This is a genomic window from Rhodonellum psychrophilum GCM71 = DSM 17998 (assembly GCF_000381545.1).
In the GTDB taxonomy this organism is placed as follows: Bacteria; Bacteroidota; Bacteroidia; order Cytophagales; family Cyclobacteriaceae; genus Rhodonellum; species Rhodonellum psychrophilum.
Genome location: NZ_KB906692.1, coordinates 70484 through 87996, shown reverse-complemented (window position 1 = coordinate 87996; position 17513 = coordinate 70484). Strand labels below are relative to the sequence as shown.

16 protein-coding genes are annotated in these 17513 nt (G+C 42.4%); 5 read left to right on the top strand and 11 right to left on the bottom strand.

Translation table 11 applies throughout. The annotated features are described in order from the left end of the window. Nucleotides 1-414: 414 nt before the first annotated feature. A complete protein-coding gene (locus F824_RS0121900) occupies nt 415-2955 on the bottom strand; it encodes a M14 metallopeptidase family protein (RefSeq protein WP_019600089.1) in 2541 nt (846 codons plus the stop codon). 131 nt (nt 2956-3086) lie between these two features. Between F824_RS0121900 and F824_RS0121895 the strand changes: the two genes are divergently transcribed. After that, on the top strand, nt 3087-3842 hold the full coding sequence (locus F824_RS0121895; protein ID WP_019600088.1) for a 3-keto-disaccharide hydrolase: 756 nt from the start codon (nt 3087-3089) through the stop codon (nt 3840-3842). A gap of 92 nt (nt 3843-3934) precedes the next feature. Here the strand turns inward: F824_RS0121895 and F824_RS0121890 are convergent, their stop codons facing one another. The 5 genes from F824_RS0121890 to F824_RS0121870 are packed head-to-tail and all read right to left on the bottom strand — an operon-like array spanning nt 3935 to nt 8755. Further along, entirely contained in the window at nt 3935-4903 is a 969-nt protein-coding gene (locus F824_RS0121890; protein WP_019600087.1) for a transketolase family protein, read from the bottom strand. Nucleotides 4904-4963: 60 nt separating this feature from the next. Continuing rightward, nucleotides 4964-5815 carry a transketolase gene (locus F824_RS0121885; protein ID WP_019600086.1) on the bottom strand — a complete coding sequence of 284 codons (852 nt, stop codon included), beginning with the start codon at nt 5813-5815 and terminating at the stop codon, nt 4964-4966. A 10-nt stretch (nt 5816-5825) separates the two neighbouring features. Beyond that, the gene (gene bcp / locus F824_RS0121880; protein WP_019600085.1) at nt 5826-6275 is read right to left on the bottom strand and encodes a thioredoxin-dependent thiol peroxidase; all 450 of its coding nucleotides are present in this window, start codon (nt 6273-6275) and stop codon (nt 5826-5828) included. A gap of 25 nt (nt 6276-6300) precedes the next feature. Further along, entirely contained in the window at nt 6301-8157 is a 1857-nt protein-coding gene (locus tag F824_RS0121875) for a M23 family metallopeptidase (protein WP_019600084.1), read from the bottom strand. Then, nucleotides 8144-8755, bottom strand: coding sequence for a fumarylacetoacetate hydrolase family protein (locus F824_RS0121870; protein WP_026333854.1), 612 nt, complete (start codon nt 8753-8755; stop codon nt 8144-8146). Before F824_RS0121870 ends, F824_RS0121875 begins: the two co-directional genes overlap by 14 nt. Nucleotides 8756-8921: 166 nt before the next feature. Here F824_RS0121870 and F824_RS0121865 point away from each other — a divergent pair, with 166 nt between their 5' ends. Beyond that, nucleotides 8922-9671 (top strand): TerC family protein, encoded by a 750-nt coding sequence (locus tag F824_RS0121865; protein ID WP_019600082.1) that lies wholly within the window; start codon nt 8922-8924, stop codon nt 9669-9671. Between the two features lie 147 nt (nt 9672-9818). Here F824_RS0121865 and serA read toward each other — a convergent pair whose 3' ends face one another. The 4 genes from serA to F824_RS0121850 all read right to left on the bottom strand — a co-directional run bounded on the left by serA (nt 9819) and on the right by F824_RS0121850 (nt 13466). After that, nucleotides 9819-11711: a phosphoglycerate dehydrogenase gene (serA, locus tag F824_RS0121860; protein WP_019600081.1), complete on the bottom strand. Its 1893-nt coding sequence runs from the start codon at nt 11709-11711 to the stop codon at nt 9819-9821. Nucleotides 11712-11888: 177 nt separating this feature from the next. After that, nucleotides 11889-12011, bottom strand: coding sequence for a CatA-like O-acetyltransferase (locus F824_RS28095; protein WP_022582203.1), 123 nt, complete (start codon nt 12009-12011; stop codon nt 11889-11891). Then, nucleotides 12008-12412, bottom strand: coding sequence for a CatA-like O-acetyltransferase (locus tag F824_RS27870; protein ID WP_169368241.1), 405 nt, complete (start codon nt 12410-12412; stop codon nt 12008-12010). Before F824_RS27870 ends, F824_RS28095 begins: the two co-directional genes overlap by 4 nt. A gap of 202 nt (nt 12413-12614) precedes the next feature. Beyond that, nucleotides 12615-13466 (bottom strand): DUF2911 domain-containing protein, encoded by an 852-nt coding sequence (locus tag F824_RS0121850; RefSeq protein ID WP_019600079.1) that lies wholly within the window; start codon nt 13464-13466, stop codon nt 12615-12617. A gap of 218 nt (nt 13467-13684) precedes the next feature. On the opposite strand from F824_RS0121850, the gene F824_RS0121845 reads away from it, so the two are divergent. Continuing rightward, nucleotides 13685-14605, top strand: a complete 921-nt coding sequence (locus tag F824_RS0121845; protein ID WP_019600078.1) for a 2-hydroxyacid dehydrogenase — start codon at nt 13685-13687, stop codon at nt 14603-14605. A gap of 10 nt (nt 14606-14615) precedes the next feature. Beyond that, entirely contained in the window at nt 14616-15458 is an 843-nt protein-coding gene (locus F824_RS0121840) for a universal stress protein (protein ID WP_019600077.1), read from the top strand. On the opposite strand, the gene F824_RS0121835 is transcribed toward F824_RS0121840, so the two are convergent. Continuing rightward, nucleotides 15455-16180: a tetratricopeptide repeat protein gene (locus F824_RS0121835; RefSeq protein ID WP_019600076.1), complete on the bottom strand. Its 726-nt coding sequence runs from the start codon at nt 16178-16180 to the stop codon at nt 15455-15457. The genes F824_RS0121840 and F824_RS0121835 overlap by 4 nt on opposite strands. Nucleotides 16181-16478: 298 nt before the next feature. Here F824_RS0121835 and holA point away from each other — a divergent pair, with 298 nt between their 5' ends. Further along, nucleotides 16479-17501 carry a DNA polymerase III subunit delta gene (gene holA, locus F824_RS0121830; protein ID WP_019600075.1) on the top strand — a complete coding sequence of 341 codons (1023 nt, stop codon included), beginning with the start codon at nt 16479-16481 and terminating at the stop codon, nt 17499-17501. Nucleotides 17502-17513 lie beyond the last annotated feature (12 nt).

The following is a 17513-nucleotide window of genomic DNA, read 5'->3' as shown; positions in this document are numbered from 1 at the left end:
GTGCCATCGGCACGACCGAAATCTTAACCCCATAATTTATTGTGGGGAAGAAGCAACCAATCTTCCAATCAAAGTGCCATCGGCACGACCGAAATGTTTGCCCACTTGGAACCATAAGGAAAATCAGAACAAACGCTAAAAAGGGACTCCTAAAACACCATAAGATCCCAGAAAAAAATAAATGCCTGATATATTGGGGATTGCGAGTATAAGTTTCAACTTCTTTAAAGCCGCATCTACATTTAGGTTTATCCAATTCAGTCAACTTTTCAATTAATGGCTAACAAAACAAAGCCCCGCTGGAAAGCGGGGCTTTGTTTCAATTGTTCTTGAAAATGGTTTGAGGAAACCAGATTCATTTGAACTTGGAAAGGGTAAAATAGAGGCAACCCACATGAGCAACCTGTTTACTTCCTACATTTTATTTCCAAAGAATATGGCATTGAAAAACAACTTGTTGGTTCCAAACCAAGTACCTCTAAAGTTTGGATTGTCAATGAAATGGATGACCCGACCTGAACCCACTTCTGAGACAAAAACACTGGCACTGGACTTGATTTTTTCGAGATTTGAATCCGAAATATATCCGCCCAGCAGGGGATTGGAAGTGTATCTTACCGGGGTTTGGTATTTGATTTTGGAGGGCTTGAAGAAAATGGTGCTGTTTCGGTACACCGGGATTTCGTTGCTCCGATAGCCATAACCCAAAGGATGGCTGGTGTCCAAATTGGCCAAATAGATACTTCCACCAATATTTTTGGCGCCTTGATAATTCCTTTGGTTAGCGAAAGAAAGGAGATCAGGTTCCTTTTCTGCATCCACGGTCAGGTATTCTTCCTTGACGATTTCCTGGCTTTGGAGCCATTGGCTGGCAGATCTTAGGGAAATCAATGTTCCGCCTTTTGAGAGCCAATCCTTCAAATGATTGATTTGACCTGAGGTCAAAGCGTTGTAATTACCCGAAGGCAGGATGAGCGTGGTGAAATCGAAAAGGTTGATCCTTCCGAAAAGGGACACATCCACTTTTGACATCGGCATACCAACTTTCGTATCCATTAAGTGCCAAATTTCTCCAGCTTCGTATTGGGAGGTACCTTGCCCGATGAGCATGAGCACCTTTGGAACAGTGACTGCGGAAACATTATTGCTTCCCAAGTCGATTCCTTTGGCACTGAAACCTGTTGTGGTCGCCCAAATGTGCTGTGAAGAACCATCGGCAGCTTTTTGGACCGCAGCCCTGAGTTCTTCGGGGTTCAATTTTTGAAAACCGGTTGGAATGATCAGTGAACCTGCTGGAAATTCCTTTGCGCCTTGGTTGGTATTGGAGGTGAAAGGAACGGCAGTGGTTTCCACATGTACTCCAGCCTCCTGAAGCTGATGGAGCAGTTTTGGGGCAAAGTAATCCGACCAATCCGCCAAATAAGCCACATACTTTCCAAGCTCTGGGAAATTCAAGTCAAGTTCTGGGAGTACAAGGATTTCGTTTCCAGCTGCAGCAGCACTTTGAGAAGAATAGGGAATCCCATAGGCCAGGGCCATGGTCCAGGAGGAAGCGTCATAGAACACGGAATCGGAAAAGGTAGTCACTTTCTCAAACATCGTCCTGACCATTCTGTATTGGGGCTGGGAGGTAGGCACAATCCATGATTTTCCTTTTTTGAAGGATTTGCCTTCGGAAGACAAATCTTTTTGGTTTTCAAACACCTTGATTTTATGATCCAGAAGCAGTTTTAGGAAAAGCCGGTTGCGGGATTCATCATATTCATCGCCAAAAACATAAGCTTTTGATTTATCCTTTCCCGCCTCGGTTATGGCGGTCTCAAAATATTCCCGCAAATAGCGGTGCATGTATTCCCTTTCGTTCACGGCCGCTTCCAATGTCGCCATTGAGGTGGCCAATTGATTCCTGATGGTAAAAGCAAAGGTGATGTCACCTCTTTGTGAGTTTTGGACATGTCCCCTGGAACTTCCCTGTTCGAAGACAAGTCCAAGTCCACCCTGAATGTCTGGATAGGTGGATCCATAACCCGGATAGCTGTTGTCAAAAACTTCTTTTGTCCAGTACAGGCTTCCCAAATCATCCAATGCCTTGGCAAAGTAACCTGCAAATTTATTGTTGATCTCCTCGTAGTTTTTTCTGGGGATAATGGGGTTTTCGCTTCCAAAGGGCTTGGTGGGCTCAAAAAAGTAGGTACTGTTGGTTCCCATTTCGTGAAAATCACCGACGACATTCGGATACCAGCTGTGGTACCACTTTATCTTGGTTTGGAGCTCCACTTGGGCCAAAGGCAACCAATCTCTGTTGAGATCAAACCAATAATGGTTGACCCTGCCACTGGGCCAGATCTCATTGTGCTCCCTGTCCAGTGGATCGGCGACTGCCGGAAAACTTTTGTGCATGTTTACCCAATTGCTGTGTCGGTCTCTTCCGTCTGGGTTGATGGCTGGATCGATCAATACCACCGCGTTTTCCCGGATGTTTTTGGCTTTGTCGCTTTCTGAGGCGACCAACCAATAAGCCGTCAGGATAGCGGCTTCTGTGGTAGAGGGCTCATTTCCATGGACGCTGTATGCCAAATTGACGATGGCGGGCATTTTGGATACATCCGGCAGGGCCAGCGATGGATCCACCAATCGGAGATGCTGTGTCCGGATACCTTCAAGGTTTTGGATATTTGCAGGATTGCTGATGGTGAAGACCACGATGGGTCTTCTTTGATTGGTGTAACCAATGACTTCCAAGCTTGCTCTATCGGAACTTTCCGCAAGTTTTTCGAAGTAGGAAATCATCAAATCATACCGCGTATGCCAATCTCCGATCGGGTAACCAAAATAATCTTCGGGTGAAGGAATGGAGGGAGAAAAAGTTTCATCAGGAAAGAAATAGTCTTTTTGGGCCATTGACGGAAACAAAACCACCAAAAGCAATGCAGACAACAGGTAATATTTTTGCATAGGTTGATATTTTTTTATGAATGTAACCAAAAGGGACAATTTCAAAAATCAAAAATCCATCAACGGTTTTTGAATCGCTGATTATTGAATTAAATTGACCATTTAATATTCAAAAACCTTAATAACCAATTATGAAAATTTTAAAGCATGGGTTTACTTGCGTGGCCATGATGGCAGCATTTCCCCTTTTCGCCCAACAAAAAGACATCAAACTTCCACCGGAGGCCACTGAATTTTGGGAACCTGTTCCCAGAAAAGTGACTGCCGGAGCCGAAAACCACCTGGCACCCTCTGATGCTATCGTGATTTTCGACGGAAAAAATCTCAATAATTTTCAAAGTTTAAGAACGGGGAATGCCGCCGAATGGAAAGTCGAAAATGGTGCCATGACCGTCGTGCCCAAAACTGGCGACATCCGTACGAAGGATTCCTATGGGGACATGCAACTTCACGTTGAATGGGCCTCCCCAACAGTCATCAAAGGTGAAGGACAGGGGAGAGGCAACAGTGGGATTTTCCTGATGGGTAAATATGAAGTACAAGTGTTGGATTCTTACGAAAGCAGGACTTATTCAAACGGTCAGGCAGGAAGTATCTACAAACAACATGTGCCTTTGGTCAATGCAACCAAAGCTCCGGGTGAATGGAACACGTATGATATTTTCTTCACAGGACCAAGGTTCAATGCAGATGGGATCCTTCTGGTTCCGGCTAAAGTCACCTTGATTCACAATGGGGTTTTGGTACAAAATGCAGTGGAATTGAAAGGACCAACGGAATATATCGGTATTCCCAATTATCTGGCCCATCCTTCAGAATTGCCAATAGTTCTTCAGGACCATGGGGATTTGGTGCGCTTCAGAAATATCTGGGTGAGAAAATTGTAATTGAGATTAAAAAAAAATGAAGTTTGAGGCAATTGAATCGGAAAATCATTTCCAAACCCAAATCCTCAAACTTCATTGTATTTCTGCTTGTATTATTTTCTTTTGATGGCGCGCTTGGCAGCTTTTACGATGTTTTCTGCATTCAAGCCATATTTTTCCAACAGTTGGGTTGGCGTTCCGGATTCTCCAAAGGAATCATCCACACCTACAAACTCTTGTGGTGCAGGTTGATTTCTAGACAAAGTCTGGGCAATGCTGTCACCCAATCCACCATTGTATTGGTGTTCCTCTGCCGACACACAACATCCTGTTTTGGATACCGATGCCAGGATAGCTTCCACGTCCAAAGGCTTGATTGTATGGATATTGATCACCTCAGCCGAAATCCCTTCTTCTCTCAACATTGCTTCAGCAACTACCGCTTCCCAAACCAAATGGCCGGTAGCAAAAATAGTCACATCAGTGCCTTCAATCATCTTCCAGGCTTTCCCGATTTCGAATTTCTGATTGGCAGGGGTGAAGATCGGCCAACTTGGACGGCCAAATCTCAAATAAACAGGACCAACATACTCAGCGATGGCCAAAGTTGCTGCTTTGGTCTGGTTGTAATCGCATGGATTGATGACGGTCATGTTGGGCAGCATTTTCATCATGCCGAGATCTTCCAATATCTGGTGGGTAGCCCCATCTTCTCCAAGAGTCAATCCCGCATGTGATGCACAGATTTTGACATTCTTGTCGGAATAGGCGATGGATTGTCTGATTTGGTCATAAACCCTTCCTGTGGAGAAGTTGGCGAAAGTTCCAGTAAAGGGGATTTTTCCGCCGATGGTCATGCCCGCCGCAATGCCCATCATGTTGGCTTCTGCGATACCCACCTGAAAGAAACGCTCAGGGAATTCTTTTTGAAATGCGCCCATTTTAAGGGATCCGATAAGATCGGCACAAAGGCCAACTACATTTGGGTTTTTTCTACCAGCTTCCAATAAGCCGTCTCCAAAACCGGAACGTGTATCTTTTTTCTCGGTAAAAGTGTATTTTAAGTCAAGGGTCTTTTCCATTGTATAATGTTGTTTTTTGGTCCAGTCAGGCGAAGCTTGAATTCGCCTACTTGGGTTTGATTAATAGTCTCCTAAGGTTTCTTCCAATTGTCCAAGTGCATTTTCCAACTGGGCATCATCTGGCGCTATTCCGTGCCATTTGTGCGTGCCGACCATAAAATCAACGCCGTAACCCATTTCTGTGTAAAGCAGATTCAATACTGGCTTGCCTTTTCCAGTAAGTCCTTTGGCTGTTTGTAATCCTTTCAAGACGGCTTCCATGTCGTTGCCAGCCTTGGTTTCAACCACTTCCCAACCAAATGCCTCATATTTGGCCTTCAGATTCATGAGATCCATAATCTTGGCCGTAGGGCCATCGATCTGCTGTCCGTTATAATCGATGGTAGCGATCAGGTTGTCAATTTTGTGGTGCGCCGCATACATGGCCGCTTCCCATACTTGACCTTCTTGTTGCTCTCCATCACCCATCATCACATGGACCAATTTATCGTCCTTGTTGATTTTTTTGCTTTGGGCTGCGCCAATTCCTACGGACAAGCCTTGTCCAAGCGATCCTGAAGCAATCCGGATACCTGGAAGGTGTTCTTCCGTTGCTGGATGGCCTTGGAGTCTGCTGTTGATTTTCCTGAATGTCGCCAGCTCGGCTACATTGAAGTAACCACTTCTTGCGAGTACACTGTACCAAAGCGCGGAAACATGGCCGTTTGACATGAAGAAAAGGTCCTCACCCGGGCCATCAATGTTAAAGTCCTTGTTGTGTTCCATTTCCTGGAAATAAAGGGCGACTACGAACTCGGTACAACCCAAAGCTGCACCTGGATGACCAGACTGAACCGCATGCACCATGCGCAAAGCGTCCCTTCTGACTTGATTACATATTCCTTTAAGTTGATCGATTGATTGTTTTTCCATTGTATTGGAATTATTTAAGAATTTGGTTGGTATGATCTTTAGTATTTACTTTTTGGATGATCTCGGAAAGCATGCCCGCTTCATCAATGATGAAAGTGGTCCGGGCGGTGCCCATGTATTGACGACCGTACATGGATTTCTCTACCCAGGTTCCGTAGGCCTCGTGGACCTTAAGGTCCTCATCAGCGATCAATGGAAAGGGAAGGGATTGCTTTTCTATGAATTTTTTGTGGGATTTTTCGGAATCACTGGAGATGCCCAAAATCACATAACCTGCTTTTTGGAGGGCTTCATAATTGTCCCGAAGGTTACAGGCCTGCGTGGTGCAGCCAGGGGTATTGTCTTTTGGATAAAAATAAAGGACCACTTTTTTTCCTTTAAAATCAGACAATTTGATGAGGTTTCCATCTTGGTCTTTGGCCTCAAAATCCGGTGCTGGTTTTCCTACTTCTAATGACATTTCTTGAATATTTAAAAGTTACAATCTATTTAATGGTCGTTTTGTATTGGGATTCGTTTCCTGCCATGTCCCTTACTTTCAATAAAACTTCTCCCTTAAAAGGCTTTTTCTCCAATTTCTCGGACCAAATGAGGGATTGTTTGTGTTCGTACCGCATCAGCACCCAATTGCCATCCACGTAGGCTTCAAAATCCCTTATACCTGACTTATCATCCGTGATTTTAAACTTCAAATCTCCTGCGGTGACTTGTACGGGGCTGATTACTGGAGGCACCTGATCTTGGTCAAGAACAAAAGTACCAAAATTTCTGGTTTTAAACCGAATATCATCCCCTTCCCATTCACCTCCAACGAAACTTTTTCTGCCATTCTCAGCCAGATTATAGATATGGGTTCTGCTTTTGTTGCCAGTAAATCCTGTTCTTTTGAAAAGAACCTCCATACTGTTTTGAAGGTAATCAGCAGACCCATTGATTTTAAGGGATGGCATTCCATTGTTCAGGCTTTTTTTGGCCTGAAGAAAAAGGTCATCCAAAAGCGTGTTTTTTTCGAATTTGAGCTGTAGAACCGTATTGGCAAAAGAAAATTCCTCTCCAAAAGGGATTTTTGCCAATACTTCTGGAAAAAGGATCTCGGTGCAAAGGTCTATGGAATCGGGAATCCCAAAATTCATGTCCCAGAGATAAGTTCTTCTCCCTTCGGTGGTGTATGCAGGTGGTATTTCCATGGCAAGACTTTTGGCATACACCTTTGCCAAAGTTCCCCTTTCGGACAATCCCGTGGTGATCATCATGACCTCTCTGTCAAAGGTTACCCGAGTCACCTTGTCTGCACCGGCTTCTCCTTTTTGGAATTGTTGGTAATCTTCGCCTTCTACGGAAATGTTGACCATTCTGCTGTTTCCGTAGACATCCTTCAGGTTTACTTGGAGTTGCTTTTTCTGCCCCGTTTTGGCGCTTATGGCACCAGTTTGGAGGTTCTCCATCTCATAGATGTTCATCGGATTATTGGGATTGTTGTATAGCCTGATGAACCTGTTCTGATGGGTATGCAAAAGCAAAAACCTGCCCATGCTGAAATCAATATGGTCTACATTTATCCGGAAAAGAGGCTTCTTGTCTTCAAAAAGCTCATAAATGGGGATTCCAAAAATATTGTTGACCCCGTCTTGCTTGTCCACACCATAAACTTCCAAACCTACCTGTCCCGAAATTTTAACCGTCTGGGGTAAAATATAGCGTCCTCCTTCCAAAATGGGGGTAAACTCCTGTCTCTGGTATTTGCCATTCACTCTTGAATTGAAGTCAAGTGGCCGTAGGGCAACTCGGTACAAAATAGGAGGGGTCTTGTCCACCACTTCGGAAAAACCGAATATGAGTGGATCTATCGCCCTGTCCAAGCTGTCCCGGATTTCAAAATGAAGGTGCGGTCCTGCTGATCCTCCTGTATTTCCTCCATTGCCGATTATTTCGCCTCTTTTTATGGGTAAAAATTCAGGATCCGGATAGATTTCCAACTCATTTTTCTGCGCGAAATACATCTCCTTCCTCATAAAATCCATGATTTTGGGAGAGAGATTTCGCAGATGCCCATAGACGGAATATTGACCGTTGTGGTGTTTCATGTAAATGACATTTCCATATCCGAAAGAGGAAACTTTCATTCGGTAGATATAGCCGTCGGCAATGGCGAGGATGGGTTCTCCGTCAACGCCTCCTATTTTCACGTCAATGCCACTGTGAAAATGATTGGGTCTGATTTCACTGAAATTTCCCGAAAGCAAATTGCGCTGACCCGGTTTGACCGGAAAAAGATAATCCTGTGCCTGCAGCCAACTTGGCAACAGCAGGAGCACTACGAAAAGAACTTTATTTAATTTCAAAATCCAACAGCTTCTGGTCTTCAATAAATGCTTCTAAATGGTCACCGATGCTCACTTTGCTGACACCGGCAGGAGTTCCCGTAAAGATGAGGTCTCCTTTTTTAAGGGTAAAGAAATTGGACACATACGCAATGATGGTTTCGAAATCAAAGAGCATCATGGAAGTATTTCCTTTTTGTTTCAATTCGCCATTGATCAGCAAGTGAAAATTGATGTTTTGAGTATCCCGGATTTCCTTTATGGGAATAAACTGTCCGATAGGGGCCGAACCGTTGAAAGCTTTGGCGATTTCCCACGGAAGTCCTTTTGCTTTGCACTTGTCCTGAAGATCCCTTGCCGTAAAATCGATACCAATCCCAATCTCATCAAAGTAGCGGGATGCAAATTCCTTCTTGATGTGTTTTCCCTCCTTGCATACTTTCAAAACGATTTCTACCTCATGGTGGATGTTTTCGGAAAAGTCAGGGTGATAAAAAGGGGCATTGTTCTTCAAAAGGGCAGTGTCTGGTTTGAGAAAAACAACAGGAGCATCCGATCTTTCATTCTTTAACTCTTCGATATGCTCGGTATAATTTCTGCCGATGGCAATGATTTTCATGTTTTGGGGGATTTGAATAGGACAAAGAAAATAAAAAATAAATGAATCCCATAGGAACACTTCACTTACCTTTTCAAACAAGGATTCCTAGAAAATTAAATACCCATTCCGGATAAAAAAACGACGATTTCTATTTGTTAATTTGTGATTAAATCAAAACTCAAAAATGGAAATATTCCTGCATACAGAAGCTTGGATTGCATTGCTGACCTTGACATTTTTGGAAATTGTGTTGGGTGTAGACAATATCATATTCATTTCCATTATCTCTAACAAATTACCAGAACACCAACAAGCGAAAGCCCGGAACATCGGTTTGGCATTTGCCTTGGTTTTTAGAATCGCTTTGCTTTTGGGGATTTCCTACATCATCCAATTTACCCAACCCCTGATCATGGTTTTTGATTTTGAGATGAGTGGGAGGGATTTGATACTTGCATTTGGCGGTCTTTTCCTGCTCTTCAAATCCACTGTGGAAATCCATCACAAAATGGAAGGAGTCACCGAAGAGGTCAAGCCAAATTCGGCGAAGAAAATATCCAATGTGATTCTTCAGATCATTCTTCTGGATATCATTTTTTCCTTTGACAGTATCCTTACTGCAGTTGGTTTGGTCAAGGAAGTCCTTATCATGATTATTGCCGTGGTCATCGCCTTGGGGGTGATGATGGCTTTTGCCGGAAAGATCAGCAGGTTTATCAACCAAAATCCGACTTTACAGATTCTGGCCTTGTCGTTTCTGATTCTAATCGGGTTTATGCTGCTGGTCGAAGGATTCCATGTGGAAGTGCCAAAAGGGTATATTTATTTTGCCGTATTCTTCTCCTTGACCATCGAGCTGCTGAACATGCGGATGAGGAAAAAAACCGAAAGCCAAAAAGTGAAATTGATTCCCCGGATAAAGAAAGAGAAATAATCCCAGACAAAGAGCAATGCCATAATCAAAAAAGGCTGAAATCCAGAGATTTCAGCCTTTTTTGATTATTCATTTGAAGTGGGAAATTTCAGAATTGTAGCATCGCCTTCCTTTTGTAAACTCCCTTTGTCCAGAAAAATACAGGAATCAATACAAGACCCTGAAACGGATGGTTCCCGGAATCTGCTTCATCGCATCGATCAATTCAGGTGAATAGGCTTTGTCAATATCCGTGATCACGTAGCCGATTTTTTCATTTGTCTTGAGGTATTGCCCGACGATGTTGATGTTGAAATTTGCCAGGCTCAAATTGATTTTGGCCAAAACGCCGGGTTCATTCATATGGATATGGATCAACCTGTGCGCCGACTGAAGGAATGGCAGCTGAATGTTCGGGAAATTGACCGAGTTGTATGTATTCCCGGTGTTGATATATTCCATAATTTTTCCAGGCACGAAGCGGGCGATATTTTCCTGGGCTTCCAATGTGGATCCACCGATATGGGGGGTAAGGATCGTATTGGGGAGACCGATCAATTCGGATACGAATGGTTCCTTGTTGTTTTTTGGTTCCTCCGGAAATACATCTACTGCGGTTCCAGCTAAGTGGCCTGAAACGATGGCATCTTTCAAAGCGCCTATTTCGACCACATGTCCTCTGCTCAGATTGACCAGAATCGCACCTTGTTTCATCAAAGCGATCTTTTCACGGTTGATTAGGTTTTTGTTCTCCTTTCGGCCATCCACATGAAGGGATACGATGTCACTTAGGGACAGCAGTTCGTCCAATGAATCCACCTTGGTCGCATTGCCCAAGGCAAGTCTTTCGATCACGTCATAATAAAAAACATTCAAGCCCATGTTTTCCGCAAGGACAGACAGTTGGGCACCGATATTTCCATAACCGACAATACCCAGTTTTTTACCTCTGATTTCAAAACTGCCAGTAGCTGATTTGTCCCACTTGCCTTGGTGCATGGCTGTACTTTTGTCGGCAAGGTTACGCATCAAAAAGATGATTTCGGCGATGGCCAATTCCACCACAGAACGGGTATTGCTGAAAGGTGCATTGAAAACAGCGATGCCTTTTTCCTGACAGGTTTCCAAATCAATCTGATTGGTGCCGATGCAGAATGCGCCGATGGAGATGAGCCTATTGGCATTTTCCAAGACTTTCTTGGTGACATTGGTTTTGGAACGGATACCCAAGACGGATACGTTCTTGATCTTTTCGGCAAGTTCCTCTTCATTGAGGGCAGAAGTGACCACTTCTACATTGTATCCTTCTTTTTGTAGCAATTCCACCGCTATGGGATGGACATTTTCCAGCAAGAGGACATTGATACGGCTTTTTGGGTAGGAATATTTTTTGTTCATCTTATTGATATATAGGATTTCATCTAAACTAGGGGCGATGTGGTCTGCCAATGAAGTAACCTTTAACCTTTCCACGTTTTCGGTAAACGCGTAGAACTTGTTGGCCAATCCGGCAGCTTTTATTTCATAGTCGGTGTAGCCATCGCCGATGACATAGATATCACCTTCCAGCTTCAATCTTTTGATGGTCTCTGATTTCCCTCCGTTTTTGGAAAGGACATTGTCTCGATTGAAATCGACGATATTTTCATTTTCATCGTAAACAAAATCATTGGCAAACACATTGTCGGGGCTGATTCCAAATTCACCGACGATCGGCGTGATGAAGTCCTTGAAACCGTTCGAAATAATATAGATGTTTTCTGCATTTTCGACAAAAAATTCTTTGTTTCGTTGAAAAGAGGTGGACACTTTACTTTTCAAAACCTCAACCAATTCGCCGATTTGGGACTTGGTGGCCTTCAACAAATCGACCCTTTTTTCGAGGCTTTCCCGAAAGGTTACGGTTCCTTCCATGCCGCCATCCGTGATGTCTTTTATGGATTTGAGTTTTTGATCTCGGTTTACATCGTTTTTCAAACTGATTTCACCCAAGATATCCAAGGCTTCCACTTGAGTAAAGGTACTGTCAAAATCTATGATGAATTTTTTGCCTGTGAGCATTTTTGTAATGATTTTTTTAAGAATACAGACACAAAATTAAGATTTTATTAAAAACTATCCGTTTTTGTTGAAGAAAATACTTTTTATTTTTCTCTCCATCGCTCCGCAAACGATTGTATAGGTTGATTTCGCAAATTGGAGCAATTTTATTTCTTTTTTTACTTTAGTACTTTTAGATTATTCTTGATTCATCAGGTTTTGAAATTTTTCCAGGAATTCTCCTACATGAGTCCCATCCATTAAGGCATGGTGGACATGAATGGCCAAAGGCATGACTTTTTTCCCCTCAAAATCCATCATTTTCCCATAGGAAATTTTGGACAGCTGTCCTTGATGGCAAAGCTTCTGGCATGGGACAGGGACGAAAAATTTATCCAGGGAAGGGAGGAATAATGGATCACATTTTCTCCAGACATGGCGGATTGGAGTCCAGTGCTTTTTTGTACCCTTTCAATTTCTTTCTTCGCTGAAAGGTGAAAACTTTCAAAATCGGCATCATATTCCATATAGGAAAACCCAAAAGTACCATCCGGCCGGTTGATCGTCGGTGAAGCATTGGTTTTTTCATACACCAAAACCCGATGCTCTTGGATACGATACCGGAAAAGCCTTGCCTGGTTGGCTGCAACAAGAGAAAAATGAAGATAATAAAGAAAAAAAGAAACTCCATGCTTCTTGCTGTAGGCGTGGGCCTTGGCAATCTAACTGAACAGTGACCCCAAAAAACGGTTCTTCAAATTGGCTGAAAAAACGAAAGTGGTCCTTTCTGGACCACTTTTCGATTTCTAATTCTTTGTACATTCTATAGGGACTTTAAATGAATTCAAATCATTTTCACTTCTCTTGGAAAAATATCATTGTATCCAAAGGTCCTTGCCATATTCAATCCACAAAACCTATCTTCTATTTGATGGATTTGATCAAACGCTCATTGAGACTGACATAATCAGGGTTTTTTGCCTCCCTGGCCATTTCCATTGATTTTTTGGCGCTTTCTGCAGCTTCTTTTTTCATGCCAAGACCAAGTTCGATTTTGGCTTTGAGGTGCATGGTCCAATATTTCGGATCACTTTCAACAGATTTGGTAATCCATTCCAAAGCGGTGTTGAGGTCTTTGCCGGTGGTGAAATAGTAATTGGCAGCTTGATAGTACAACCCTGGATTCTCTGGCTCTTTGTCGATGACCATTGCCTTGATTTCGGCCATGACGATCTCATCCACTTCGGTTTCTATCCTGAACTTAACTCTTGTATTTTCCCATTTGATGGAAAGCGAAGCTCCTGTATCGGTCATGTCCACGAAAGTGATTTCCATCGTCTCATATTTGTTTCCAGTTTTTCCCGGTTTTACTTTGAATCTGAAAACGTCCTCTTCTTGGTTGTATCCCACAGATCCCCAAAGTTTGGTGTTTTTAGAAAAAATGATTGTCCAATCGTTTTTACCCGGGATGGAATACAGTGCATAGGTACCTTTTGGCAAAGGGTTTCGTTCGATGTTGACATCAGTGGAAAAGGTAATGAGGGTCGCGGCATTTGCGCCCGTTCTCCAAACCTCTCCAAAAGGGACCAGTTCCCCGAAAATTTTTCTTCCTTTCGTACTCGGTCGGCTGTATTCGACAGTGACATCGGTAAGACCAACTTTCTGGCTGATTTGAGCAGATGGGCTGGCCTGTGGCATTTGGATTTGTTGACCAATTCCTTCGATGTTAAGGGAAAAAATCAAGCTCATAAACAGAATGATGTATTTGGTTTTCATTTTTGTTGAATTGGTTTTGTTTTGATTACTACTGCTTTTTAATACGCAAACTCAAAAATAACGGTTAAGAATTCATTTTTGGCTCCGATTATAATTAATTTTTCAGGGTTTAGATAAAAGGTGTTTATATTTAGACTAATGATTAACTAAATTGGCAGATGTCAACGTCGAAAAATTAGTCAAATACGAAAGATTGAAATTAAGGAATTTTAAAAAAAATGGCATTAGCAATTATAGCTCCAGGTAGAAATGTAGCGGTGTGGGTTGAAAACATCAAAAAAATAGACCCATCCATCACCGTTTATGTGTATCCAGAGATCATCGACAAAAGCGAGGTTGAAGCAGTAATGCTTTGGCAACATCCAAAAGGAATTTTAAATGATTTTCCCAACCTTAAACTCATCTGTTCGATGGGAGCAGGGGTGGATCATATCCTTTCGGATGAATCAATATCGCCCGAACTTCCCATCGCACGAATCGTGGACAAAAAACTGACGTTTTCCATGACCAATTACGTGATCATGGGAATACTCAATTACCATCGTCAAACCCTAAGATATCAAATCAACCAGAAAAAGAAGGTTTGGGACATGAGTCGACCGGAAATCTCCATCAGGGTAGGGGTTTTGGGAGTTGGGGAATTGGGTGGAGACGTGATCGACAAACTCCAGGCATTGAACATTGATGTGTCTGGATACGGTTATTCCCAAAAATCAGGCTTAACTTACCCCTACTATTATGGCAACCAAATCAATGAGTTTTTGAAGAAAGTAAACATACTGGTTTGCTTGCTGCCCTTGACTCCTCATACCGAAAATTACCTGAATCTGGACTTGTTCAAAAATTGCAGCAAGGGAACCTACCTTATCAATGTGGCCAGAGGAAAGCATTTGGTGGAGGAAGATCTCATCGAAGCCATTGAAAATGGCTATATTTCAGGTGCATTGCTGGATGTCTTTAGAAACGAACCACTTCCCAAAAATCACCCTTTTTGGGAATCAGAAAAAATCACCATCACCCCGCATATTGCCAGCGTCACCAATCCGGATGCCGCAGCTCCTCAAATCGTGGAGAATTATCAACGAATGAAGCTTAATCAATCACCTAAAAACCAAATTGATAGAAAAAAAGGCTATTAACTTAAAACCCATGAACAAAACTTTTACGATTATTTGTCCAACAGACTTCTCCGAATGTTCTTTAAACGCAATAGAATACGCTGCCAAATTAGGGGAAAAATACAATGCCGATTTATTTTTGGTTCATGTTCCCAATAAGGAGGATTATCAAAAATTGTCCTCAGGGACGATTGGAATTGATGATCAATACGGATTCATCAATAAAAAACTCCAGAATTTGGTACAAACCGTAAACGAGGAAAGTCTGACCAAAGGCCTCAAATCCTGCACCGCCGAATTTGTAGAAGGAAAAACAGTCGACACCATTTTGGAGTTTGCCGAATCCAAAAATGCAGATTTGATCGTGATGGGAACTGAAGGCGTCAATGACTTCAAAAAGAATTTCATTGGAACCAGAGCCAGCAAAGTAGTGGATCGGTCTTCCGTGGATGTTTTCCTTATTCCAAGAAAAGTGTATTTCAAAGCGCCCAGAAAATTTGTCTATGCCACTGATTACTTGGAAGAGGATAAAATCGCTGTCCAAAAGATAGTGGAATTGGCAGGTTTTTTTGAAAGCGAAATAGATATTGTGCATGTTGGAACCAAAATCAAAGTGATTGACAAATCGCTGCACTTGACCATGGTTCAGGAACTGAAGCCTTTCATCAGGTATGAAAAGATCAATTATGTTCTTAAATCTTACAGAGATGAACCTGGCTTGGGACTTGAAAATTATCTAATTACCTCAAAGGGAGATGTTTTGGTGACCTTGAGCACAAAAAAGAGCTGGTTTGACCAACTCTTTGCCCAGAATCTTTCCCGAAAAATGTCCTATTTCATCAATAAACCATTCTTGGTGCTCAAAACAGCTTAATCGGTTTTTTTCTTGAATCCTGATTTCACAAATTTTAAAAACTCGGCTCTTGTATTTTTGTCTCCGAGGACTTTTAAGAAGGTTCCAAGAAAATGCTGAAAAGATAATTTAGATTGGGTTTGTTGTTCATGCGCAGTATGATCGGCAAGCCCATTCTTTTTTTCAATGTTTTCCGAATCGGCTGGAATCTGGTTGATATCGCTGTTTGGATTCGGTTGTTTTCCGACCAATGCATCGGCTTTTTCAAAACTCTTTTTGGAAAAATCCACGTAACCGAGTTTTTCCTCTACCATTCCTTTGTTGTTGTATGCCACCGCATCTTCGGGATCCAGTTCAATCGCTTTTTCATAATCTTCGATTGCTCCTTGAAAATCACCGATTCGGTCCTTCAAAAATGCCCGGCTGGAATATCGGTAAGGATTCTTTGGATCAAGATTCAGGGCCCGATCAAATTCCTCCAAGGATTCCTGATGTCTTTGCAGCAAGTGCAAAACCACCGCCCGGTCACTGATAAAATTGGTGTTGTAGGGTTCCATTTCGACCAAATAATCAAAATCCAACAAAGAAGCATCAAAGCGGCCCAACCTGGACAACACCCTGGCTCTAAAAGAATAATATTCGGTATTGCCTTTTTCCTCAGCTATGCAATTGTTGATGACTTCCAATGCCTTCTCAAATTTCCCTTCACTGAAGAAAGCAACACCTTTATCGAATCTGCTCACGGTTTTCTTTTATTTGTTTATAGATAGACAAAAATAAGGCGGAGAAAGTTTAAAATAATAAATAGAGGTGGAGACTTTAACCCGTTTTATGCATGACCAATTCAATTCTGGCCTAATAATGCTTTATAATCAGCCGGTTCTTTACTATTATTGACTTCACCATACTGGTACTGCTCCTTATTTTCCAAATAGACTGATTTCTTTGCAGTTTCAACCCCTAAAAGGAAACCGAATGCTTATTTCGGGTTTAACTTTTTAGAAAGTGAATTATTTTTATCTTTGACCTGAAAAAGCCCCTATGCCCAGCAAACCAGAAGACGTTATAAAGGATATCAAAGCAGGGAAGTATGCTCCGATTTATTTTTTGCAAGGAGATGAACCCTACTTTATTGACTTGATTTCAGACCATATCGAAAAGCACGCCATCGCCGAACACGAGAAGGGATTCAACCAAATCATCATGTATGGCAAGGACAACCCCATGAATGTGATCCTGGGAAACGCACGAAGATTCCCGATGATGGCCGACAGACAAGTCGTGATCGTCAAGGAAGCCCAAAACATTCCAGATTTGGGAAAGGAATTGGGCGACAGTCTTTTGATGAATTATCTTCAAAACCCACTCCCAAGTACCATTCTTGTTTTTGCACACAAATACAAATCCATTGATGGCAAAAGAAAAATAGCAAAAGAGCTGGATAAAAAGGCCATTTTAGTCAAGACGGAAAAAATCCAGGAATGGAAGCTTGCCCCTTGGATCGAGGAATATATCAAAGACAAAGGACACAAGATCGATACACGTACGGCGACTTTGCTTTCCGAGAGCATAGGCAACAACCTTGAAGTTTTGACCAATGAAATCGGCAAGATGTTGATCAATTTTTCCGAACCGACCGCCATTACTGCCGCGCACATCCACCAGTTTATCGGGATCAATAAGGACTACAACAATTTTGAGCTCACCAAGGCAATAGGGGTGAAGGATGTGATGAAGGCCAATAAAATCATTCATTATTTTGTGCAGAACCCCAAGGCACATCCCTTGATTCCGATGATTTCCCTGATCTTTAGTTTTTTCTCCAAAATCGCTATGGTACATGGCAATGCGAATTTGGCAGAGGCAGAATTGGCGAGATTGTTGGGCGTGCATCCCTTCTTTGTAAAAGAGTACAAAACAGCCTCCAGAAACTATCAATTGGGCAAGGTTATTGATTGTTTTGGGTACATCAAAGAGGCGGATTTGCGTTCCAAGGGCGTGGATGTAAATGCAGTCGAAAACTCCAAAATCCTCAAAGAATTGATCTTTAAGTTAATGCATTAATTTCCAAGCATC